The organism is Curtobacterium sp. MCBA15_012 (genome assembly GCF_001864935.2).
In the GTDB taxonomy this organism is placed as follows: Bacteria; Actinomycetota; Actinomycetes; order Actinomycetales; family Microbacteriaceae; genus Curtobacterium.
This window is the reverse complement of sequence record NZ_CP126267.1, coordinates 438,413-459,523: the sequence shown is the minus strand read 5'-3', so window position 1 is coordinate 459,523 and position 21,111 is coordinate 438,413. Positions and strand designations below refer to the sequence as shown.

Below are 21,111 nucleotides of genomic sequence, written 5' to 3'. Positions count from 1 at the left end.
GGAGGCCCGGCTCAGCCCCGCAGGAAGGACTCCAGTTCCGACGTGGTCGGGTACGAGGCCTGTGCGCCCGGCTTCGTCGCGGCGTACGCCCCGACACCGACCGCGAACCGCGCTGCCTCGACCAGGGAGTCCCCCGCGTCGAGCCGGAGCGCCACCGCACCCATGAACGCGTCGCCGCAGCCCGTGGTGTCGACCGGGTCGACCCGGACGGCCGCGACCTCGACGGGTGCGCTGTCGCCGTCGTGCACGACGCACCCGGCACCGCCGCGCGTGACGATCGACCGCGCGACGCCGTGGTCGCCGAGCTCGGCGGCCTCGTGCTCGTTGACGAGGAGCACGTCGGTCAGGTCGAGCAGCTCCTGCGGCACGGCCCCGAACGGCGACAGGTTCGTCAGCACCGTGGCGCCCGCCGCCCGACCGGCCCGCGCGGCGGCGAGCACGACGTCGATCGAGACCTCGAGGCAGAGGCCGAGCACCCCGGCGCCGTCGAACGCGTCGGCGGGCACGTCGTCCGGCGTGAGCGTGGCGTTCGCGCCGCCCGAGATCACGATGGTGTTCTCGCCCGCGGCGTCGACCGTGATGACGGCGGTGCCCGTGGCGACGCCCTCGCGGGACGCGACCAGCGTCGTGTCGACCCCGGCAGCCGCGACGGAGTCGCGGAGCAGTCGACCGTTCCCGTCGTCGCCGACCGCACCGATCATGCGCACCGCTCCCCCGAGCCTCCCGGCTGCCACCGCCTGGTTGGCGGACTTGCCCCCGGGCAGGACCGCGAGGTCGGACCCGTGCAGGGTCTCCCCGGGCTGCGGGAAGCGCTCGGTGCGGACCACGAGGTCCGCGTTGAGGCTGCCGACGACGACGATGCCGCTCATGCGGTGACTCCTGTCTCGGCCGAGGCCGGGCGCGGGATGAGGAAGGACGTGGCGAGGGCCGCGCAGGTGATCACGGCACCGAGCAGCATGCCACCCGAGTAGCCCGCGGTGCCCGCGGACCCACCGGTGCCGAGCGCGGTCTGCAGCGCCGGCAGGACCGCGAAGCTGATGCCCGCACCGAGGTTGAACGCACCGGCGTTCAGGCCGGGCAGGAACCCGGGGTTCGACGCCGGCGAGAGCACGATGCCGAGGCCGTTGAGGATGATGTTCGCGACACCGGCGTAGGTGATGCCGATCAGGACGGTGGCCGCGACCAGGACGGGCAGCGAGTGCACGCCGACGAGCGCCATCACGACGGTCGCGACGATGCTGCCGACCAGGCCGACGCGGAGCACCGCCCGGTACCCGAGGGTCGGGGCGAGCCGGCCGGCGAACGGTCCGACGATCCACCCGACCAGGGCGTACGGCACGAGGAACGCGAGCGAGGCGAGGTCCGGCTCCATGCCGAACCCGACGTCGGGGTTCTGCGCGAGGCTCGTGACCAGGCCGTTCACCACCGCGAACACGCCCGTCATCGTCAGCAGCGTCGTGACGAGCAGCGCCCACGTGCCGCGACGGCGCAGGTACCGGGTCTCGACGAGCGGCTCCCGGACCCGCGACTCGATCGCCCAGAAGACCCCGAACGCCACGAGCGCGACGACGATCCCGCCGACCACGAGGGCCCAGTTCGCCGCGCCGAGCTTGCCGGCCTCGTTGCACGCGGTCAACAGCGCGCCGACGCTGACGACGAGCGGCAGGACGCCGACCCAGTCCATCCGGGTGCCCGCCGACGGCCGGGACTCGACGCCCCAGCGCGCGACCATGAGCGCCGCGACCGCCGTCACGACGACGATCACCCAGAAGATGCCGCGGAACCCGAAGTGCGTCGCGATCCAGCCGCCGGCCAGGGCGTCGACGCCGGCGATGCCACCGTTGACCGCGGTGAGCAGGCCGAGGGCGGCGCCGTAGCGCTTGGGGTCCGCGATCTCGTTGCGCAGGACGAGCAGGCCGATCGGCACGACGGGTCCGGTGACGCCCTGGATCATCCGGCCGACGAACAGCATCGGCACGTTCACCGCGAGCGCGGCGACGACGCTGCCGACGAGCATCACGAGGAGCATGGCGAGCAGGACCCGCTTGCGCCCGACGATGTCGGACAGGCGGGGCAGGAACAGCGAGAACAGCGCCGCGATCGTGAAGAACAGCGTCTGCGACAGCCCGATGGTGGCGTCGTCGGTGCGGAGTTCGTCGGCCATCGTCGCCAGCGCGGGGCTGAGCATGCTCGCGTTCAGCTGGAACGCGATGCACGCCGCGAGCAGTGCCGCGGTGAGGGCGGCGGTCGACTTCGTCGTCGAGGTGGTGGTCACGGCGCTCAGCGCTCCTGCGCGACGACGGTCACGTCGGTGTCGGTGTCGGTGTCGGTGTCGGTGTCGGCGACCGCCTCGGCGGCCGCACGCGGGGTCCACCCGGTGTCGGGCGTCTCGCCGATGCGCTCGAGCGCGTCGACGACGAGGTCCCAGAAGCGCTCGTGGTCGAGCTCCATCGCGGCGCTCGTGCGGCAGTCCTCGGGCGCCGGGGACCGGAAGTCGGCGACGGTCATGCCGAGCGTGTGCGTGCCGTGGGTCTCGATCGTGATCGGGACCTTCACGGCGCGGACGATCGTCGGGTCGATGACGTACGCCACGGCGCAGGGGTCGTGCACGGGCGGCGAGTCGAAGCCCTGCGCGTCCTCGTATGCCTTGCCGAAGAAGTCGAGCAGCTCCCCGACGAACGCCGCGGGCCCGGTGCCGACGGCGGCGATGCGCGCGGCGACCTCCGGGGTGGCGAGCGCCTGGTGCGTCAGGTCGAGGCCGACCATGACGACGTCCCAGCCGGCGCGGAACACGATGTCGGCGGCCTCGGGGTCGATGACGATGTTGAACTCGGCGACCGCGCTCCAGTTGCCGACGTGCACGCCGCCGCCCATGAGCACGACCTGCTTGACCCGCTCGACGATGCGCGGCTCCTTGCGGACGGCGAGCGCGATGTTCGTCAGGCCGGCGGTCGGCACGATGGTGACGGTGCCCGGCTCGTGCGCCATCACGGTGTCGATGATGAGGTCGACCGCGTGCCGCTCGTCGAGCGCGAAGGACGGCTCGGGGAGCATCGGCCCGTCGAGGCCGCTCTCGCCGTGGATCTCGGGGGCGACCTCGATCTCGCGGAGCAGCGGTCGGGGACTGCCGGCGGCGAAGGGCACCCCGGTGATCCCGGCGATGCGCGCGACGGCGAGGGCGTTGCGGGTGACCTTCGGCAGGGTCTGGTTGCCGACGACGGTCGTCACGGCGAGGAGCTCGATCGCGGGGCTCCCGTGTGCGAGCAGCATGGCGACGGCGTCGTCGTGGCCGGGGTCGCAGTCGAGGATGATCTTCTGCTTCGTTGCATCGGGCACCTTGGGCGCTCCACTTCGTCGGGGATCGGGGTCGGACGGCTCGTGTCCGGGTGTCCGCGCTCGGGCGGACGGATGTCTGTGCTTGACGCGGTGGGGTCCGTGACGTGGAGGAACCAACTCCGGCACGGCGCGTCAAGCGTTTGACATCACACCACGTCAAACGCTTGACGTCAACTCGCCGAGCGGTTCTCGCCTCGGTCGGCCGGTCGCGTCGCTAGGCTCGTCGGGTGCCGTCCTCCGCCCTCCCGGCCCGCCGTGTCACCGCGGCGATGGTGGCGGAGCGCGCCGGCACGAGCATCGCGACGGTGTCCCTCGTGGTGAACGGCAAGGAGCGCGGACGGGTCTCGGCACCGATCGCCGCCCGGGTCCGCGAGGCCGTGCAGGACCTCGGCTACGTCGTCGACCACGCCGCGAGCTCCCTGGCCCGCGGCACCGGCGACCTGGTCGTCCTCGTCGCCCCCGACCTGTCGAACCCGTTCTTCGCCGAGGTCATCCGCGGCGTCCGGGACACGCTCGGCGACCGCCACCAGCTCGTGTTCTCCGTCACCGAGCGCGGCGCCCAGCCGTCCGCAGCGGACCTGCGCCGGTTCGAGCGGCTGCGTCCGGCCGGCATCCTCGTGGACGCCCCGGCCGCGGGCGAGGTCCTCGACGCCGCCGTCCCGGTCGTCCTGCTCGACGCCCCGGACGCCCCGGCGGGAGCGGTCGCCGTCGACTACGACCTGACCCTGGGCATCGACGAGCTCGTCGCCCACCTGCGCGAACGGGGACACGAGCGGGTCGCGTACCTCGACGGCACCGCGCGCGTCGCGACGTTCGGCGTCCGGCACCGGCTGTTCGACGAGGCCTGCGCGGCCGCCGGCATCACCGTCTCGGAGCTCGGCGCGCGGGCGGACCTGACCGTCGACGCGGCGGCCGCCGCGACCGAGCACGCGATCGAGGCCTGGCACGAGGACGGGGTCACCGCTGTGGTCGCCGCCGCGGACACGCTCGCCTACGGAGTGCTGCGGGTCGCCGGCGCGATGGGGCTGCGGGTGCCCGAGGATCTCGCGGTCGCGGGCTTCGACGACCTGCCGTCGTCCTCGGTCACCGCCCCGGCCCTGACGAGCGTCGCCCTGCCCGGGGCGGAGCTCGGTCGGGCGGCCGCGCTCCGGCTCCTCGCCGCGATCGACGGGACCACACCCGAGCCCGTCGCGCTGCCGACGCGCCTGGTGCGGCGCGCGAGCACCGGCGGCTGACGGGTCGCGGTCCGCACGCTCGTCCCCTGCCGTCGCCGAAGCGACAGATCACGGGCCGGGCCGGGCCACGTCGGTCAGCCGTCGTCCCCGCGAGGGCGACAGATCCCGTGTCGGGTCGGCCGTCACCCCTGCCGAAGCGACAGATCGCCGCCGACAGTCGGCTGTGATCTGTCGCTTTCGCGAGAGGCCCGCCAGCGGACGGCGGGCGGCGGACAGCGGGTGGCGGGTGGCGGGTGACGGGCGGCGGGTGACGGGACTGGACCGGCGCGGCAGGGGCGGTGGGCGGGTGCGCGGACGGACGGGAGGCGCGGTGCCAGCCGGCACCGCGCCTCCCGTCCGTCACGTGGTCACCGCGACCGCTCGGTGTGGCCGAGCGCGTCAGGCGCGGGGCGCCCCGCGCTCCGCGTCGGCACCGACCTCCGTGTCGGCAGTGCCGTCGGCACTGTCCGGGGCCGCGCTCGTGGCCGCGCCGGGAGCCGTCGCGCCGGCCCGGCCGGCGCGCTGCGCCCGCTCGAGCTCGTCGGCCTCGGCGCCGCCGACGGCCTCGCCACGGGCGACCATGCCGGCCGTGTCCGACAGCGTGATCTGCGGCAGGAACAGGGCGAGCAGGAACGCGATCGCGATGAACGGCAGCAGGTACCAGAACACCGGCGCCAGGGAGTCGGCGTACGCGTTCACGATGCCGTCCTGCACGGCCTCGGGCAGCTTCGCGACCGTCGCCGGGTCGATGCTCCCCGCGGAGGACGCCGCGTCGGTCGCCGAGCCGCCGGCCGAGGTGAACACGTCGGTCAGCGCACTCGTCAACCGGGCGGTGAACAGCGCACCGAAGACCGCGGTGCCGAGGGAGGCGCCGACCTCGCGGAAGTAGTTGTTCGTCGACGTCGCGGTCCCGACCTGGTCGGCGGGGACGGCGTTCTGCGCGACGAGGACGACCACCTGCATGATGAGCCCGAGCCCGGCGCCGAAGACGAACAGGTACGCGCAGATGAGCCAGATCGGGGTGTCCGCGGCGAGCTGCGTCATGGCGAGCATCGCGAGGGCGACGAGCACGGTGCCGACGATCGGGAACAGCCGGTAGCGACCCGTCTTCGTGATGAGGTTGCCGGACGCGATCGAGGTGCCGATGAGGCCGACCATCATCGGGAGCATGAGCAGACCGGAGACCGCGGCCGAGGTGCCCGACGCCATCTGCAGGAACGTCGGGACGAAGCCGATCGCCGCGAACATGCCGATGCCGAGCACGAGGCCGATGCCGGTCGCGAGCAGGAACGTGCGGTTGCGGAAGAACGACATCGGCAGGACCGGGTCCTCGACGCGCGACTCGACGAGCACGAGCAGCGCGGCCGAGACGACGAGTCCCGCGAACCAGGCCCACGTCTCGAGGGCGTCCCAGCCGTGGTCCTTGCTGCCGCCGAACTCCGAGAAGAACACCAGGCAGGTCGTCGCCGCGGACATGAGGACGACGCCGAGCACGTCGATCTTCTTCTCGGCCTTCTTGGTCGGCAGGGTCAGCGCGAACCAGGCGACGAAGAACGCCGCGATGCCGACCGGGATGTTGATGTAGAACGCCCAGTTCCAGGTGAGGTGGTCGACGAAGAAACCGCCGAGCAGCGGGCCACCGATCGCCGAGAGCCCGAAGATCGCGCCGAGCGGACCGAGGTACTTGCCGCGCTCCGAGGCCGGCACGATGTCGGCGATGATCGCCTGCGACAGGATCATCAGGCCGCCGCCGCCGAGGCCCTGCATGGCGCGGAACACCACGAGCTGCGTGAAGTCGCCCGCGAACGCGCACCCGGCCGAGGCGATCGTGAACAGCGCGATCGCGACGAGGAACAGGTTGCGGCGGCCGAGGACGTCACCGAACTTGCCGTAGATCGGCATCACGATCGTCGAGGCGAGCAGGTACCCGGTCGTCAGCCACGCCTGGTGCGCGACGCCGCCGAGCTCGCCGACGATGGTCGGCATCGCCGTGGAGACGATGGTCTGGTCGAGGCTCGACAGCAGCATGCCGGCGATCAGGGCGGAGAAGATGATCCAGATGCGGCGCTGCGTGAGGAGCAGCGGGCCGTCGGATCCGGGGCGGGCACGCTTCGTGCCCTGCGCGGTCGCGCTCATGCGGTGTGGTCCTGTCCGGTGGTGGTGACGGCCGCCCTGAACTGGCGGAGGTTCTCGGTGAGCAACACGTCGAACGTGGGGCCGGTCGCCTCGTCGTACGCGTCGTCGAAGTAGGTGCCGGCGGTGACCTTGAGCAGGCCGGCGGCGGCCTCGGCGACGAGCTGGGCGCGCCGGTCGTCGGGGTCGGTCCAGCCGAAGCGCTCCCGCACGGCCCGGCCCACCGCGGTGAGCTGGACGTCGGCGGCGGCGAGGAACTTCGCGACCATCACGGGCTCGCGCTCGAAGACCCGGCGGACCAGGGCCTCGTCGGCGCGGTCGAGCCCGACGACGTGCATCTGCTCGATGGCGAGCGCGACGATCGACCCGAGCGGGTCGAGGTCGCCCGGGACGAGCGAGCCCTCGGCGTAGGCGCGGAGCATCTGCTCCGACGCACCCTGCTCGATGCCGAGCACGGCGTCGTCCTTCGACGCGAAGTGGTTGAAGAACGTGCGCCGCGAGACGCCGACGGTCTCGCAGAGCTGCTCGATCGTGAAGCCGTGCAGCCCGTGCTCGATCGTCGCCCGGCGTGCCTCGACGACCATGCGTCGGCGCAGCGCGCGGGTGCGTTCGGTGGTGCTCACCGGGCAAGAATTGCACTCTGGCGCTGAGAGTGCAAGAGGAGGACGGGTTACAGGGCCTTCGCGAAGCAGCGCGAGAAGGGCATGGTCGCCGCGTACGGCTCGTAGATCGGGATCGGCTCCCAGCCGGTCTTCTCGTACAGGGCGACGGCCTCGGGCTGCTTGTCCCCGGTCTGCAGGATCACGCGGGCGACGCCCTGCTCGCGGGCGATCTGCTCGCTCTCGGCCAGGAGCGCGGTCGCGGCGCCCTTGCCCCGCGCGGCGGCGAGCACGATGAGGCGCTTGAGCTCGACCTCGTCGCCGAGCCACCGGACGGCGATGTGCCCGAGGGCGCTGCCGTCCTCGTCGATGGCCAGGACCGAGGAGATCACGGTCGCCGGATCGACGGCGAGCACGCGGTTCCGCTCGGCGTTCACGGCGGGGTCCTCACCGGCGTTGCCGGGCCCGTAGCGCTCGTGCATCTCCTGGTCCATGGTGGCGCGGAGTTCCACGCCACGGGGGTCGTCCCAGCCGACGCGCTCGATCGTGATCACGATCGACCATCCTCGCACGCGCCGGCGACGGCGCCAGCGCCTCAGCCGAGCTCGGCGATCGGCCCCTCGCCCGCCCGCAGCGCCGCGAGCACGGCAGCCGCGTCGTCGTACACGACCGCGGCCCCGGCGCCCCGCAGCTCGTCGCCGCCGATGCCGCCGGTCATCACGCCGACGCACCGCACGCCGACCGTGCCGGACGCCTCGGCGTCCCACATCGCGTCGCCGACCATGACCGCTCGCGACGGGTCGACGCCGACCTTGTCCAGCGCGACCTCGACGATGCCGGGCGCGGGCTTGGCCTCGCCGACGTCCTCCGCACTCGTCTCGGCGGTCACCCACGCGGCCGCGTCGAGGAGCTCGCGGAGCACGGACAACTCGGACTCGGGCGCGCTCGTGGCGAGGACGACCGCGTGCCCGCGCGCGGCGACCTCCTCGAGCAGCTCGCGCGCCCCGGGCAGCAGGCGCAGCTGCGGCATGTGCTCGGAGTAGTAGGCGGTGTGGAACTGCTTCGCCTGGTCGCGGACCTCGTCGGATGCGTCGGGCAGCAGCTCCTCGAGCAGCCGGCCCGAGTCCATGCCGATCGCGCGGTGGATGCGCCACGCGTCCACCGACTCACCGGCCGCCCGGAAGGCGCGCCACCACGCGTCGATGTGCGCGTAGTTCGAGTCGGCGAGGGTGCCGTCGATGTCGAAGAGGACAGCGGTCGTGGGAGCGTCAGCCATCCGTCCAGCCTGCTCCCCCTCTCACCGGTGCCCGCCCAGGCGCAGGCGACCGACCGGCACCGGGGCACCCGGTTGCGCGCCCGACGCAGCCCGCACCCGCCCGGCGCGCGCCCGCCCGGCCGGCCCGGTCGCTCAGACCTCGATCGACTCCCCCGACGCCAGGATCGTCACCGGCACCGTCCCGAGCATCTCCGGCCCGAGGAACCGCGCGGTCGACTGCTGCCCGACCTCGCTGAGCATCGCCTCGTGGATCTGCACGACACGCTCCGGCGCGACCGCGCGCACGTGGTCGACGGCCTCGGCCATGTGCGTCCACGGACCGCTCGTCGGCATGAGGAGCGTCGACACCGGCACGCCCGGCGCCAGGTACGCGTCGCCGGGGTGGAACACGGCACCGTCGACGAGGTACCCGACGTTCGCGACCACCGGCACGTCCCGGTGGATCACGGCGTGCTCCTCGCCGAACACCCGCACCGCGAACGGCCCGACCGAGAACGAGTCGCCGGCCTCGACCGCGACGACGCGTCCGTCGTGGTCGCCGAGCTGGTCGACGACCGGACGGGGTCCGCGGACGACGAGCGCGGGGTTCGCGGCGAGCCCGGCGCGCACGGCATCGACGTCGAGGTGGTCGAAGTGCTCGTGCGTGACGAGCACCGCGGTGGCGGCACGGACGAGGTCGGCCGCCTCGGGGGTGAACGTCCCGGGGTCGAGCACGATGGTCGCGCCGTCCCGCTCGAGGACGACCGTGGCGTGGTTGTACTTCGTCAGCTGCATGGCACCAGTCAACGCCCGGCCGCGCGACGGCATGCCGTCGCGCTCTGAGGGCCCGTTCAGTCGCGACGCGACCAGGGGACGGACGGGAGGCGCGGTACCGGCTGGCACCGCGCCTCCCGTCCGACCGTGGTCACGGTCGCGGTCGTGGCGACCGTCAGTTGCTGCGCACGTCGTCCGCAGCGCTCTTCGCGTGGTCCTGCACGTCCGACGCGGCGCCCTGCGCCTCGTCCTTGACGGTCTGGGCCGCGTCCTGCGCGGTGCCCTTCAGGTCCTGCGCGTGCTCCTTCGCCACGTCCCCGAGCTGCGAACCGACGTCCTTCGCCTGCTCCTTGACGTCCTCGACGAGGGGTGCGGCGCGGTCCTTCAGCTCACCGACCAGCTCCTCCTCCTTGTCCGTCGTGGGCAGCAGCGACGACACGAGCCACCCGGCACCGAACGCGATCAGGCCGACCGCGAGCGGGTTGCCCTTCGCCTTCGCGACGCCCTGGTGCGCGACGTCCTTCGCCTGCCCGGCGACGCCGGAGGCCGAGTCGGACACGCTCGACGCCGAGCCGGACACGCTCGACCGGGCGGAGTCGGCCGCGCCCATGACGGACTCGCGGACGCCCTGGAAGCGGCTCTTCACCTTCTCGGTCTGGCGGTGCGCGATCGACGACGGGCTGACCTTGTCGGCGAGCGCGTCGACGTCGGAGCCGAGCGTGCCGCGGGTGCGCTCGATGTCGGCGCGGATCTCATCTGGGGTGCTCATCGGTTCCTCCCGGTGTTCGGCTTGAGTGCTTCGGGGACTTCCTTGACGGTCTCGACCGTCTGCGGGGCGCCCTGGATCTCCTTGATCTCCCGGCGGCCGCGGACGGCGAGGACCGCCGCGACGATGCCGTACACGACGGCGATCACGACCGCCGACCACGCGTTGCCGATGAGGTACCCGAGACCCCACCAGGCGGCGATCGACAGGAACAGCAGGGCGAACAGCGCGGTGAGTCCGGCGCCGCCGAACATGCCGCCGGCCTTGCCCGCCTTCTTGGCCGACTGGGTCAGCTCGGCCTTGGCGAGGGCGACCTCCTGACGGAACAGCGTCGACAGGTCCTGGGACACGTCGGACAGCAGCTGGCCGAGCGGGGTCGTGGCCGCGCGCTCCTCGGGTGACGGCTCCGCGGCCGGGAAGCCCCCGGGCGTGCTCTGGCTCATGCGCCGTCCACCGTCCCGTCGGTGTGGTGCTCGGCTTCCTTCTCGTGCTTCACCTCGGCGGTGAGCGCCTTGGTCAGGCGGCCGGCGAGCAGCCCGGCGCCGGCGGCGAGCGCGATGAACGTTCCGGGGCGCTTCGCGGCGAAGGACTTCACCTCGCTGAGGAGCGAACCGGGGTCGCGGTCCTCGAGGTAGCCGGCGACCGAGGTGGCACGGGTCGACAGGTCGCGGACGACCTTCGACGCGACGCCCTGCTCGTCGTCGTTCTCGGCCATCCGACCGAGCTGCTCGCCGAGGCTGCGGAGGCCCCCGGCGGCACGCTGCTGCTGGTCGGCGGCCTGGCCCTTGAGCGTCTCGGACGCCTGGCCGTAGAGCTGCTTGGCGTGGTCACCGACCTCGGATGCGACGTTGGCCGCCTGCTCCTTGGCCGTGCCGGCGACGTCGGCCGCCTTGGCCTTCGCGTCACCGGCGACGTCCTGGGCGGCACCCTTGGCTGCGTCGGCCTTGCCACCGGATCCGGAGCCTGAGTCGCCGCCGGTCGGCCCGCCGGTGCTCGGGACGGAGCCGGTCGTGCCGCCGATGCCGGACGACGGACCGCCGAGCGGGCCGCCGACGGCGTCGTCGAAGCCGCCGCCGGTCGTCGTGCTCGACGTCACGGGGGCAGCGGCGCCCGCGGCGGACGGTGTCGCGGGGAGCTGCTCGTCGGCGGGCAGCGCGTCGAGCGGCTCGACGTCGTCGAAGCCCTCGGGGCGACGGACGGTGTCGTCGAAGGCGGCGTCGTCGAAGGTGCTGTCGCCGGACGGGGTGTCGGTCGAGCCGCCGGCGAAGGACGGGACGAAGACGCCGGGGCGCACCTCGTGGCCCTCGGCCGCTGCCGTCGCGTCGTGGATGGGCGTCCCGGAGTCGTTCCCGGGTGGGTTCGTGGTCATGGTCGGCCTTCCGGTCGGGTCGCCACGGGCAGGTCACCCGGGGCGTTGGAGCCGACCGTGCGCGGACCGCACTGCGGCCTCGCCCAGGAACGCCACGGAGCGCGGATCCGTCCGTGCAACGCGGATCCTGCCGTCCGTCCAGCGCGGCTGCGGCAGGATCGCAGGGGTGCCGAGTGTGACCGTCGTCGTCCCGGTGCTCGACGACGCCGAGCACCTCGCCCGCTGTCTGCGTGCCCTGTCGGCGCAGACCCGACCGCCCGACGAGGTCGTCGTGGTCGACAACGGCAGCACGGACGACAGCGTCGCGGTCGCACGGCGTGCCGGGGCGGTCGTGCTGCACGAACCCGTCCGCGGCATCGCCCGGGCGTCCGCCCGCGGGTACGACCACGCCGCCGGCGACGTCATCGTGCGCCTGGACGCCGACTCGGTCCCGCCGCCCGGGTGGATCGCGACCGCCCTGCGGCTGCTCGAGCGGTCCGACGTCGTCGCGGTCACCGGTCCCGGACGCCCCTACGACGGCGGTCCCGTGGTGCGCCGCGTGTGGGACCTGCTCTACATGGGCCCGTACTTCCTGCTCGTCTGGTCGGCGCTCGGGCGGGCGCCCCTGTTCGGCTCGGCGACGGCCCTGCGGCGCTCGACCTGGACCGCGGCCCGTGGGCGCGTGCACCGGGACGACCCCGAGGTGCACGACGACGTCGACCTGGCGATGGCGTTCGACCCGGCCTGGCGGGTCGTGGTCGACCGTGCGCTCACGGTCGAGGTGTCGGCGCGGCCGTTCTCGGGCATCGGTTCGGCGCTGCTCCGCACGCGGCGGGCGTTCCACACGTTCCGGGTGAACGGGCGGCGGGCGAACCCGGTGCGGCGGTGGGCGCGGCGGTTCCGGGTCGCGTTCCGGCGTCGGGCCGGCGGGCGCTGGACGCACCGCTGACCCGGACGCACCACCGGACGAACGGTGCTCCCCGACACGCCATCGGTCCCGGTCGCACCGCTGACGCCGGACGCACGCCGGCCCCGGAAGCACCGCTGGCCCGGACGCACGCCGGCCCCGGAAGCACCGCTGGCCCGGACGCACCGCACCCCCGGTCCACGGCGGGACCGGGGGTGCGGTGACGGCACGGGAGTGCCGACGGGTCAGACCCGCAGCGACACCGTCTCACCGTCGACCGCGACGTGCACGACGTCACCGGCGCGGACCGAGGACGGCAGCTGCACGGTGTCGAGGCCGAGCGCCCCGACCACGTCGGCGCCGAGCTCCCGCCCGTGCTCGTCGGTCACGACGGCGAACCCGTCGGCGCCCGCCACCCGGACGACCGGGCCGGACCAGTCCCGGTGCTCGACCACGGCAGCGAGGCCCTGGTCACCGCGCCGCCCGGAACCCACGACGGTCTCGAGGCGCGCGCCGGTCTCGTCCTCGATCACCACGCCGAACGAGAACGCCGTGGACGCGCGGATCGAGAACACCCCGGAGCCGTCGGCGTCGAGCCACTCCTCGTGGACCGGGGAGTGCGGCAGCGCGGTACGGATGCTCGCCGAGGCGTACGGCGTCCCGCCGCTGACCAGGACGGTGTAGCCGGTCCGGGTGGCGCGGACCGCGTCCACGTGCAGCGCGCTGGCGTGCGCGGACGCCGCGGCGACGGTCGACGGAGCGGTCGGGGTGGGCACCCCTGTCGCGGTCGCCGCGGTGGCGGCGGTCGGTACGACGAGGGCGGCACCGACGCCGAGCACGAGGGCCGTGGTCACCCCGAGGCGGCGGGCGCTCACCGGCCGCCCCCGAGCTGGTAGCCGTACGTCCGGACGACGGACTGCTTCGCGCCGAGGGACTGCGACAGCGCGATCGCGTTCTGCCCGGGGGTGAAGTGCGCCGGGAGTGCCGCGCTGCCGGTGGCGTCGGCCGTCGCCGAGGTCGCGACACCGTTCACCGTGAGGGTGATCGTCGCACCGGGGACACCCGTGACGCGCAGGGTGTGGTCGAGCGACCCGCCCGCGACGGCGCGCGAGATGCGCTGGACCTCGTCGGTGTCGGTGTGGTCGGACGGCGCGTCGAGCGGCAGCCCCGAGAAGTCGACCGTGATCGTGTCGGTGCGCTCGGCGCCGTCGCGGGAGACCACCGTGTAGCGCGCGTGGTCCTGCCCGTCCGGGCGGAGCATGAGCGAGGTCTGCCCGCCGGTCGGCGTGGTGGCGACGAGGCGGCCCTGGTCGTCGCGGACGTCGACCGGGTTCGGGGTGGACAGCCCGAGCGCGACCCGGACCACGACGAGCTGGTCGCGGACGAACGTCTGCTGGGCGAACGAGGTCACGAGCGGACGGTCCGCGGCGGTGCTGGCGGACGCGGGCACGGTCGGGGCGGCGCTGGCGACGGTGGCCGGGGCGACCGCGCACGCGGCGAGCGCGATCACGGTGCCGGCGAGCGCCAGGCGGACGGGACGGGGGGAACGGGGCACGGTGCCTCCTCCGGTCGGGGACAGGGAGGTGCCATCGTCGGGCCCGAGCGCCGAGAACATTCCGAATGTCATGTTCCACGGTGGATCGACGCCGACGCATCGACGCTGCACGACACCGCCGCGCGGCTCCGACCACGTCCGTCCCGGCCCGCGGTCACGCCCCGTCGCTGCGCCCCGGGCGGGACCGCACGTGCGCCCGCTCGCCCTGCGGCCCGTACAGGCAGAGCACCTCGGTGACCTCGTCGCTCGTGTTGCCGACCCAGTGCGGCGTGTGCGTGTCGAACTCGACGACCTCACCCGGCCCGAGGTCGAAGTCGCGGTCGCCGAGGAGCAGCCGCAGCCGTCCGGACAGCACGTAGAGCCACTCGTAGCCCTCGTGCGTGCGCTGCGTGCGGTCGGCCGTCGGGGGCTCGGGCGGGTACAGCTGCTTGAACGACCGGACACCCCCGGTGCGTCGGGTGAGCGGCACCACCACGCGTCCGCCGTGCTGCTCGGGCTTGAGGTGCACGCGCGGGTCCCCGGTCTGCGGCGCCCCGACCAGGTCGTCGAGCGGCACCTGGTACGCCTTCGCGAGCGGGAGCAGGAGTTCGAGCGTCGGCTTCCGCTGCCCCGACTCGAGCCGGGACAGCGTCGAGACGGAGATGCCGGTGCGCTCGGAGAGCGCGCCCAGCGTGACGTCTCGTCGCGCACGCAGGGCGCGGAGTCGTGGGCCGACCGCCTCGACCACCTGGGCCGTCGTGCGGGTGGCGATCCGTTCCTCCCGGCTGGTGTCCATGCCGCCATGTTGCCAGACCGGCAAGGATGGTTGCCAGCGCGGCACGCACGGCGGGACGGTGTCCGCATGCAGAACCACTTCGACGTCGTCGTCATCGGCGGTGGCCCCGCCGGCCTGTCCGCAGCACTGATCCTCGGCCGGTCACGCCGGTCCGTCCTGGTCGTCGACTCCGGCGAACCGCGCAACGCGCCCGCGGCGGGCGCACACAACTACCTGGGCCGCGAGGGCGTCGCGCCCCGCGAGCTGCACCGCATCGGTCGGCAGGAGGTCGTCTCCTACGGCGTCGCGGTGACGGACGGGAGGATCGTGGCCGCGTCCGCGACACCGACCGACGGTCCCGACGCGGTCGCGTTCTCGGTCACGCTGGACTCCGGCAGGCGCGTCACCGCCCGTCGGCTGGTCGTCGCCTCCGGCGCCGTCGACGTGCTGCCGGACGTGCCGGGGCTCGCGGAGCAGTGGGGGCGCGGCGTCGTGCACTGCCCGTTCTGCCACGGGTGGGAGGTCCGCGACCAGCGGATCGGTGTGCTCGTGACCTCGCCGACGGGGCCGCACCACGCGCTCATGTTCCGGACCCTGAGCGACCGGGTGACGGCGTTCGTCGCCGACCCGGACCTGGTCGACGCGACCGCGCGGGCCGGGTTCGCAGCGCGCGGGATCACCGTGCGCGACGAACGGGTCGCACGGGTCGAGTCGGACGCGGGTCGCCTCACCGGCGTCCGGCTCGGGTCGGGCGAGGTCGTGGCGCTCGACGCCCTGGCCGCGTCGAGCACGGCCGAGCCCCGCGTCGAGCACCTCGACGGGCTCGGGCTGGCGGTCGAGGACTTCGTGGTCGACGGCTTCCGGTTCGGCGGCACGCTCCCGGTGGACGGCACCGGGCAGACGTCGGTGCGCGGGGTCTACGCGGCCGGGAACGTCACCACGCCGATGGCCACCGTGATCGCCTCGGCCGCGGCGGGGACGCAGACGGGGGCCGCGGTGCACGGGGACCTGGTGCGGGCGGACCTCGCGGCGGCGCTGGCCGCGGTACCGGCGGGTCAGCCGACGCGGTAACCCGGCCTGGGCGGCGGGTCAGCCGACGCGGTAGCCGGCCTGCGCGGCGAGGAGCGGGGCGAGCGCGAAGAGCTGGTCCGAGCCGATCGTCGCGCCGCGCAGGCCCTCCAGCCGCTCGACCCGGTCGAGGTCCGCGCGGCGCAGGTCGACGTGCTCGACCCGGGTCCCGGTGCCCTCGACCGCGCGGATCGTCAACCCCTCGAACGACACCCGCAGCAGCCGGGCGTCGCCGAGGTCGAGCTCGTCGATCACGCAGTCGCGGAACACCACGTCGGTGAGGGTCGAGCCGCGCAGGTTCACGAAGCCGAGCTTCAGGCCGGTGAACACGACGTCGTTGAGCTCCGCGTCGTACAGCTCCGCCGAACCGACGCGACCGCCGCCGATGCGGACCCCGCGCCACGAGCTGCTCGACGCCCGCAGGACCGGGGCGTCGAGGGTCTCGATCGTCGAGTCGCGGACCCGCAGGCCGCGCAGGTCGGTGTCGTCCGCCCGGAGCGTGTCGACGACGCACTCCTCGAGCTCGACGTCGGGCAGCCGCTCCCCCGCGACGTCGAGGACGCCGATGCGCTTGCCCTCGACGCGGTCGCCCGTGAGCAGGTCACCGGGGGCCGGCGTCCAGTCCTCGAGGTCGGTCGGTGCCGTCGCGGTCAGGCGCGGGGCGTCGGTGCCGTCGGGGGACGAGGTTCTGCGGGCCATGCGGTCAGTCTGCCGCGGACGACCGACGCGGTGGGACGGGCCGCGGGTCAGGACTCGGTGCGACCCCGGCTGCCGGGCCGCGTCAGGACGCTGTCGAGCGTGTGGTCCTTCGCCGGGCCCGCCACCACCCAGCGCACGGTCCACCGGGTCCGGTCGCCGTCGAGGATCCCCCGGTAGTCGTCCGGCGCGCAGGCGTGCTCGACCGTCGACCCCCAGGTCCACGGGTGGAAGACCCGTCCGTCCGAGAAGTGCACCGTCCACGTGCCGTCCGGGCCACGGCGCACGGTCAGCGTCCGGGACACCGGGGTGGTGCGGCCGCCGAGGGTCATCGTGCCGGACTCGTCCCAGCGCACCTCGTCGGGAGCGGTCGCGGTGAGCGTCGTGGTCCCGGTGACGGTCCCGTGCTGCCCGGCGAGGCGGTCCTCGATCGTCCGGTCGAGGCGCCACTCCCCGAGCAGGTCCGTCGGCGTCAGCACCCGACCAGGGTACGACCCCGGTCAGCCCCGCAACGGCCCGGACGCCGCGACGTGCGCGCCGTCCGCGAAGCCGTCGACGAGCACCCGCAGGGCCTCCTCCGCCGAGTGCCGCGGCTCCCACCCGAGCTCGGCCCGGGCGCGGTCGGTGCGCATGACGGGCACCCCGGCGGCGATGTCGACCCACCCGGCGTCCGTCGGCTGCAGGCGGAGCCGCCAGGTCAGCGTGACGAGCCCGCGGACGAGCCGGAGCGGCACCCGGACCGCGCCGAGCATGCCGAACGCCCGCGCCACCCGGGGCGGGGTGAGGACGGGGGCCGCGGCGATGTTGAACGCCCCGGCCGCTCGGCGGTCCACTGCGCGCCAGTACGCGTCGGCGAGGTCGTCGGCGTGCACGGCCTGGAACACGAACGGGTACGGCAGCGGCAGCACGGCCCAGCGGATCCACCGGACGATCCGCATCGGCACGAGGTGCCCGAGGAACAGCCCGCGGAGCTCGGCGGCCACCCCGCGCTGGAACACCAGGCCGGGCCGCAATCGGGTGACGACGATGTCGGGGTGTTCCCGCTCGAAGTCGTCCATGGCGGCCTCGTTCGCGGCCTTGTGCACCGAGTACGTCGCCGTCGGGATCCCGGTCGCGGGCCACGACTCGTCGACGGGGGTCCGCTTGCCCGCGACGTCGACGCCGCGGTAGGTGCCGACCGACGACGCCACGACGACCTGCCCGACGCCGGCGCGCGCGACGGCCTCGAGGACGTTCGCCGTCCCCGTGACGTTCGTCCGGTGCTGCGCCGGGATGTCGTGCGTCGGCTGGAGCGCCCACGCCAGGTGCACCACGGCGTCGGCATCCCGGAACACCGCGGTGAGGGCGTCGACCGCGTGCGGGTCACCGACGTCCACCCGGTGCCACTCCGCCACGTCGTAGGGCGCGACCCGGGCGTCGGGCAGACGACGGGCGACACCGACGACCTGCAGGCCGTCGGCCTCGCCGGCCCGACCGTCCCCGGCCAGGCGCGCAGCCGCGAGCCGTCGGAGCACGCCCGTACCGACGTTGCCGGTGGCGCCCACCACGACGACGCGCATCAGCGCACCCGCCCGGGTCCGGTCGGGGCCGTCATCAGGCGGCGGCCATCGCGGGGTCGAGCACGACCTTGATGCAGCCGTCCTCCTTCTTCTGGAAGACCGAGTACATGTGCGGCGCGTCCTCGAGCGACACCCGGTGGGTGGTCAGGTCGAGCGTGCCGAGCGGGTCGGCGGAGTCGGACACGAGCGGCATGAGGTCGTCGACCCAGCGGCGGACGTTGCACTGCCCCTCGCGGATCGTGATCTGCTTGTCGAACATCGTCATCATCGGCATCGGGTCGGCCATGCCGCCGTACACGCCCGAGAGCGACACCGTGCCGCCGCGGCGCACCAGGTCGATCGCGGTGTGCACCGCCGCGAGCCGGTCGACGCCGGCCGTCTCGATCGCCTTCTGGGCGAGCTTGTCGGGCAGCAGGCCCGCGGCGCGCTGCGCGAACCCGGCGACCGGGTTGCCGTGCGCCTCCATCCCGACCGCGTCGACGACACCGTCGGGCCCGCGGCCGTCGGTCAGGTCGACGAGCTGCGGGACGAGGTCGTCCGACATGTCGAACACCTCGATGCCGTGCTTCGCACCGAGGTCGCGGCGGACCTGCTCGGGGTCGACGGCGAGCACCCGGTAGCCGAGGTGCTTGCCGATCCGCGCGGCGAACTGGCCGACCGGGCCGAGGCCGAGCACCGCGAGCGTGCCACCCTCGGGCACGTCGGCGTACTGCACGGCCTGCCAGGCGGTCGGGAGGATGTCGCTCATGAAGAGCCACTGGTCGTCGGCACCGGTGTCCGGCACCTTGATGGGGCCGTAGTCGGCGTGCGGCACGCGCAGGTACTCGGCCTGCCCGCCGGGGACCTGGCCGTACATCTTGGTGTAGCCGAACAGGGAGGCGCCGGTGCCGTACTCGGTCACCTGCGTCGTCTCGCACTGCGACTGGAAGCCGTGCTGGCACATCCAGCAGTGGCCGCACGAGATGTTGAAGGGGATGACGACGCGGTCGCCGACCTTCAGGTTGGTGACGGCCGAGCCGACCTCCTCGACGATGCCCATGGGCTCGTGCCCGAGGACGTCGCCCTTGTCGATGTACGGGCCGAGGACCCGGTACAGGTGCAGGTCGGAGCCGCAGATCGCGGTCGACGTGATCCGCACGATCGCATCGGTCGGCTCCTGGATGGTCGGGTCGGGGACGGTCTCGACGGACACCTTCTCGGTGCCCTGCCAGGTCAGTGCGCGCACGTCGCGTTCCTCTCGTGGAGCTCGGGGCCGGCCTGGAGGCGCGACCCACGTCACCCTCGTCGGTACGCGCCCGCCCCGTGGTGCGTTCCCAGCCCCGTCCCGGGCCGCACCGTCGGTGCGGGCCCGCACCGTGGTCCGGTTCCGGCCTCGTCGCCCGACCGCGCCGGCGGGGCGGGCCCGCACCGCGCCTCCCGTCCCGTGTCCGACGTCATGGCCGGTCGGCCAGCGCGGTCTCCGCCCGACCGCCGATGCGCGCCGCACCCCGCGCGCGTCACGCTGGGCGCGATGGACCACAGCACCACGCGCCGGACGCTCCTCGCGAGCGCGACCGGCACCCTCGCCGCCGGGCTCCTCGCGGCCTGCTCACCGGGGTCCGACGGGCCGCGACGCTCCCCGTCGGCGCGGCCGCCCTCCTCTCCCACGCACACGGCGACACCGACACCGACGCCGACGCCGACGCGGCCCACGCTGACGAAGGTGCCGCTGCCGCCCGGCACCGTGACCGGGCTCCCCGAGGGTACGCCGGGGATCGCCTGGACGGTCGACGACGGGGCCTCCTCGGACGTCGTCGGCGCCTACGCCCGCTTCGCCGCGGAGACGGGCACGCGTCTGACGTTCTTCGTGAACGGCGTCCGCCCGGCGTGGACCGAGCACGCCGACCTGCTGCGGCCGCTCGTCGCCTCCGGGCAGGTGCAGCTCGGCAACCACACGTGGGACCACCCGGCACTGACGAAGCTCGGTGACCAGGCGGTCCAGGACCAGCTGACGCGGAACCACGCGTTCATCCAGGACACCTTCGGCGTCGACGCGAAGCCGTACTTCCGGCCGCCGTTCGGCTACCACGACGCCCGGGTGGACCGGGCCGCTGCGGCCGTCGGCTACACCACGCCCCTGCTCTGGTACGGCACCCTGGCCGACTCGGGCGACATCACCGCGGACCAGATCCTCGGCTTCGCGGAGCAGTGGTTCCAGCCGGCGCACATCGTGATCGGGCACGCGAACCACCCCGGCACGATCGAGGCGCTGCCGCGGCTGCACGCCCTGCTCGAGCAGCGGGGTCTGGCGACGTACACGCTCGACGACGTCTTCGCGCGCTGACGCCGTCCGGCCCGCGTGGCGCGCGAGGGTGCGGGCGGCGGGGAGGCTGGGCGGTCAGCCGCGCAGCCGGTCCCGCTCCGCCGGGGGCAGGTGCTCGGTCGCGGTCGCCCGGGCCGCGGGTGTCAGGAACCGCCCGTGCCGCTCGAGGAACGCGACGAGCGCCGCCTCGGACGCCCGCTTCCCGGTCTCGCGGAGCACCCACCCGAGGGCCGACTGCACCGTCTCGGTGCGCTCCCGCACGAGCCGACCGGCGATCCCGAGCGGGACCTCGGCGTCGCCCTGCTTCACGAACGCCAGCGTCGCCACGACCGCGATCCGCCGGACCATCGCCACGTCGGACTTCGCGAGCGCGAACAGCGGCCCGGTCGAGCCGCCGACGAGCGGGGCGCCGACGAGTTCCTCGGCTGCCAGGTCGACCAGCGCCGGGTCCTCGAACCGCTCGGCCTTCGCGGCGGCGAGGTACTCGTCGGTCAGCTCGGCGTCGGGCCGATCGCGCATCGCCTGCACGAGCAGCAGGACCGCGACGAGCCGGGCCCCGGCGTCCTCGCTCCACAGCAGTGCGGAGCGCTCGCCCGCGTCGAGGTCGGCGAACTGCCGGGCGACCCGGCGGGCCCCCGGGACGTCGCCGGACGTGCGGGCGAGGGCGGCGAGGACCGCCTCGGCGTCACGTGTCTGCATCCCGGACACGGTAGTCGTCGCGCGGTCCTGCTCCACACGTGTCCTGCGCCCGCCCGCCCGTGACGGTCGGCCTGCCACCGCGGATGGAGCAGCAACCGTCGGGTGCGCGGCCCCGACCCGACGATTCCTGCTCCATCGACACGACC

General features: G+C 74.1%; 23 protein-coding genes. 4 read left to right on the top strand and 19 right to left on the bottom strand.

Annotated features, from left to right (window positions below; translation table 11 throughout):
- Positions 1–11: 11 nt before the first annotated feature.
- The 3 genes from QOL15_RS02195 to QOL15_RS02185 are packed head-to-tail and all read right to left on the bottom strand — an operon-like array spanning position 12 to position 3,336.
- Complete coding sequence (locus QOL15_RS02195) at positions 12–869, bottom strand: ribokinase (RefSeq protein WP_065964003.1); 858 nt, start codon at positions 867–869, stop codon at positions 12–14.
- The gene (locus QOL15_RS02190) at positions 866–2,275 is read right to left on the bottom strand and encodes an MFS transporter (protein ID WP_065964007.1); all 1,410 of its coding nucleotides are present in this window, start codon (positions 2,273–2,275) and stop codon (positions 866–868) included. Before QOL15_RS02190 ends, QOL15_RS02195 begins: the two co-directional genes overlap by 4 nt.
- Positions 2,276–2,280: 5 nt before the next feature.
- Entirely contained in the window at positions 2,281–3,336 is a 1,056-nt protein-coding gene (locus QOL15_RS02185; protein ID WP_305405211.1) for a nucleoside hydrolase, read from the bottom strand.
- A gap of 227 nt (positions 3,337–3,563) precedes the next feature.
- Between QOL15_RS02185 and QOL15_RS02180 the strand changes: the two genes are divergently transcribed.
- Positions 3,564–4,571 (top strand): LacI family DNA-binding transcriptional regulator, encoded by a 1,008-nt coding sequence (locus tag QOL15_RS02180; RefSeq protein ID WP_305405209.1) that lies wholly within the window; start codon positions 3,564–3,566, stop codon positions 4,569–4,571.
- 378 nt (positions 4,572–4,949) lie between these two features.
- Here QOL15_RS02180 and QOL15_RS02175 read toward each other — a convergent pair whose 3' ends face one another.
- The 8 genes from QOL15_RS02175 to QOL15_RS02140 all read right to left on the bottom strand — a co-directional run bounded on the left by QOL15_RS02175 (position 4,950) and on the right by QOL15_RS02140 (position 11,446).
- On the bottom strand, positions 4,950–6,686 hold the full coding sequence (locus tag QOL15_RS02175) for an MDR family MFS transporter (protein ID WP_071246446.1): 1,737 nt from the start codon (positions 6,684–6,686) through the stop codon (positions 4,950–4,952).
- Positions 6,683–7,306 (bottom strand): TetR/AcrR family transcriptional regulator, encoded by a 624-nt coding sequence (locus QOL15_RS02170; RefSeq protein WP_216093112.1) that lies wholly within the window; start codon positions 7,304–7,306, stop codon positions 6,683–6,685. The genes QOL15_RS02175 and QOL15_RS02170 overlap by 4 nt, the downstream gene beginning before the upstream one ends.
- 47 nt (positions 7,307–7,353) lie before the next feature.
- Complete coding sequence (locus tag QOL15_RS02165) at positions 7,354–7,836, bottom strand: GNAT family N-acetyltransferase (RefSeq protein WP_253181601.1); 483 nt, start codon at positions 7,834–7,836, stop codon at positions 7,354–7,356.
- Positions 7,837–7,877: 41 nt separating this feature from the next.
- Positions 7,878–8,558: an HAD family hydrolase gene (locus QOL15_RS02160; RefSeq protein ID WP_071246448.1), complete on the bottom strand. Its 681-nt coding sequence runs from the start codon at positions 8,556–8,558 to the stop codon at positions 7,878–7,880.
- 132 nt (positions 8,559–8,690) lie between these two features.
- The gene (locus QOL15_RS02155) at positions 8,691–9,332 is read right to left on the bottom strand and encodes an MBL fold metallo-hydrolase (protein WP_065961418.1); all 642 of its coding nucleotides are present in this window, start codon (positions 9,330–9,332) and stop codon (positions 8,691–8,693) included.
- A 154-nt stretch (positions 9,333–9,486) separates the two neighbouring features.
- A complete protein-coding gene (locus QOL15_RS02150; protein ID WP_071246450.1) occupies positions 9,487–10,080 on the bottom strand; it encodes a DUF3618 domain-containing protein in 594 nt (197 codons plus the stop codon).
- Complete coding sequence (locus tag QOL15_RS02145) at positions 10,077–10,520, bottom strand: phage holin family protein (RefSeq protein WP_065961421.1); 444 nt, start codon at positions 10,518–10,520, stop codon at positions 10,077–10,079. The genes QOL15_RS02150 and QOL15_RS02145 overlap by 4 nt, the downstream gene beginning before the upstream one ends.
- Entirely contained in the window at positions 10,517–11,446 is a 930-nt protein-coding gene (locus QOL15_RS02140) for a hypothetical protein (protein ID WP_071246452.1), read from the bottom strand. The genes QOL15_RS02145 and QOL15_RS02140 overlap by 4 nt, the downstream gene beginning before the upstream one ends.
- A gap of 166 nt (positions 11,447–11,612) precedes the next feature.
- Between QOL15_RS02140 and QOL15_RS02135 the strand changes: the two genes are divergently transcribed.
- Complete coding sequence (locus tag QOL15_RS02135) at positions 11,613–12,374, top strand: glycosyltransferase family 2 protein (protein ID WP_254780205.1); 762 nt, start codon at positions 11,613–11,615, stop codon at positions 12,372–12,374.
- Positions 12,375–12,577: 203 nt separating this feature from the next.
- On the opposite strand, the gene QOL15_RS02130 is transcribed toward QOL15_RS02135, so the two are convergent.
- The 3 genes from QOL15_RS02130 to QOL15_RS02120 all read right to left on the bottom strand — a co-directional run bounded on the left by QOL15_RS02130 (position 12,578) and on the right by QOL15_RS02120 (position 14,662).
- Positions 12,578–13,207 carry a hypothetical protein gene (locus QOL15_RS02130; protein ID WP_071246456.1) on the bottom strand — a complete coding sequence of 210 codons (630 nt, stop codon included), beginning with the start codon at positions 13,205–13,207 and terminating at the stop codon, positions 12,578–12,580.
- On the bottom strand, positions 13,204–13,887 hold the full coding sequence (locus QOL15_RS02125; RefSeq protein WP_139197403.1) for a hypothetical protein: 684 nt from the start codon (positions 13,885–13,887) through the stop codon (positions 13,204–13,206). The genes QOL15_RS02130 and QOL15_RS02125 overlap by 4 nt, the downstream gene beginning before the upstream one ends.
- Positions 13,888–14,041: 154 nt before the next feature.
- Positions 14,042–14,662: a helix-turn-helix domain-containing protein gene (locus QOL15_RS02120; RefSeq protein ID WP_065961432.1), complete on the bottom strand. Its 621-nt coding sequence runs from the start codon at positions 14,660–14,662 to the stop codon at positions 14,042–14,044.
- A gap of 66 nt (positions 14,663–14,728) precedes the next feature.
- Between QOL15_RS02120 and QOL15_RS02115 the strand changes: the two genes are divergently transcribed.
- Positions 14,729–15,712, top strand: a complete 984-nt coding sequence (locus QOL15_RS02115; RefSeq protein ID WP_071246460.1) for an NAD(P)/FAD-dependent oxidoreductase — start codon at positions 14,729–14,731, stop codon at positions 15,710–15,712.
- Between the two features lie 18 nt (positions 15,713–15,730).
- Here the strand turns inward: QOL15_RS02115 and QOL15_RS02110 are convergent, their stop codons facing one another.
- The 4 genes from QOL15_RS02110 to QOL15_RS02095 are packed head-to-tail and all read right to left on the bottom strand — an operon-like array spanning position 15,731 to position 19,189.
- Positions 15,731–16,408 carry a pentapeptide repeat-containing protein gene (locus tag QOL15_RS02110; RefSeq protein ID WP_071246462.1) on the bottom strand — a complete coding sequence of 226 codons (678 nt, stop codon included), beginning with the start codon at positions 16,406–16,408 and terminating at the stop codon, positions 15,731–15,733.
- A gap of 47 nt (positions 16,409–16,455) precedes the next feature.
- Positions 16,456–16,884, bottom strand: coding sequence for a DUF6314 family protein (locus QOL15_RS02105; RefSeq protein WP_065961437.1), 429 nt, complete (start codon positions 16,882–16,884; stop codon positions 16,456–16,458).
- Positions 16,885–16,905: 21 nt separating this feature from the next.
- Positions 16,906–17,964, bottom strand: coding sequence for an NAD-dependent epimerase/dehydratase family protein (locus tag QOL15_RS02100; protein WP_071246464.1), 1,059 nt, complete (start codon positions 17,962–17,964; stop codon positions 16,906–16,908).
- A gap of 34 nt (positions 17,965–17,998) precedes the next feature.
- A complete protein-coding gene (locus QOL15_RS02095; RefSeq protein ID WP_071246466.1) occupies positions 17,999–19,189 on the bottom strand; it encodes a zinc-dependent alcohol dehydrogenase in 1,191 nt (396 codons plus the stop codon).
- 285 nt (positions 19,190–19,474) lie between these two features.
- Here QOL15_RS02095 and QOL15_RS02090 point away from each other — a divergent pair, with 285 nt between their 5' ends.
- Entirely contained in the window at positions 19,475–20,287 is an 813-nt protein-coding gene (locus QOL15_RS02090; RefSeq protein WP_071246468.1) for a polysaccharide deacetylase family protein, read from the top strand.
- A gap of 54 nt (positions 20,288–20,341) precedes the next feature.
- Here QOL15_RS02090 and QOL15_RS02085 read toward each other — a convergent pair whose 3' ends face one another.
- Positions 20,342–20,965, bottom strand: a complete 624-nt coding sequence (locus QOL15_RS02085) for a DNA alkylation repair protein (protein ID WP_139197404.1) — start codon at positions 20,963–20,965, stop codon at positions 20,342–20,344.
- Positions 20,966–21,111: the final 146 nt, after the last annotated feature.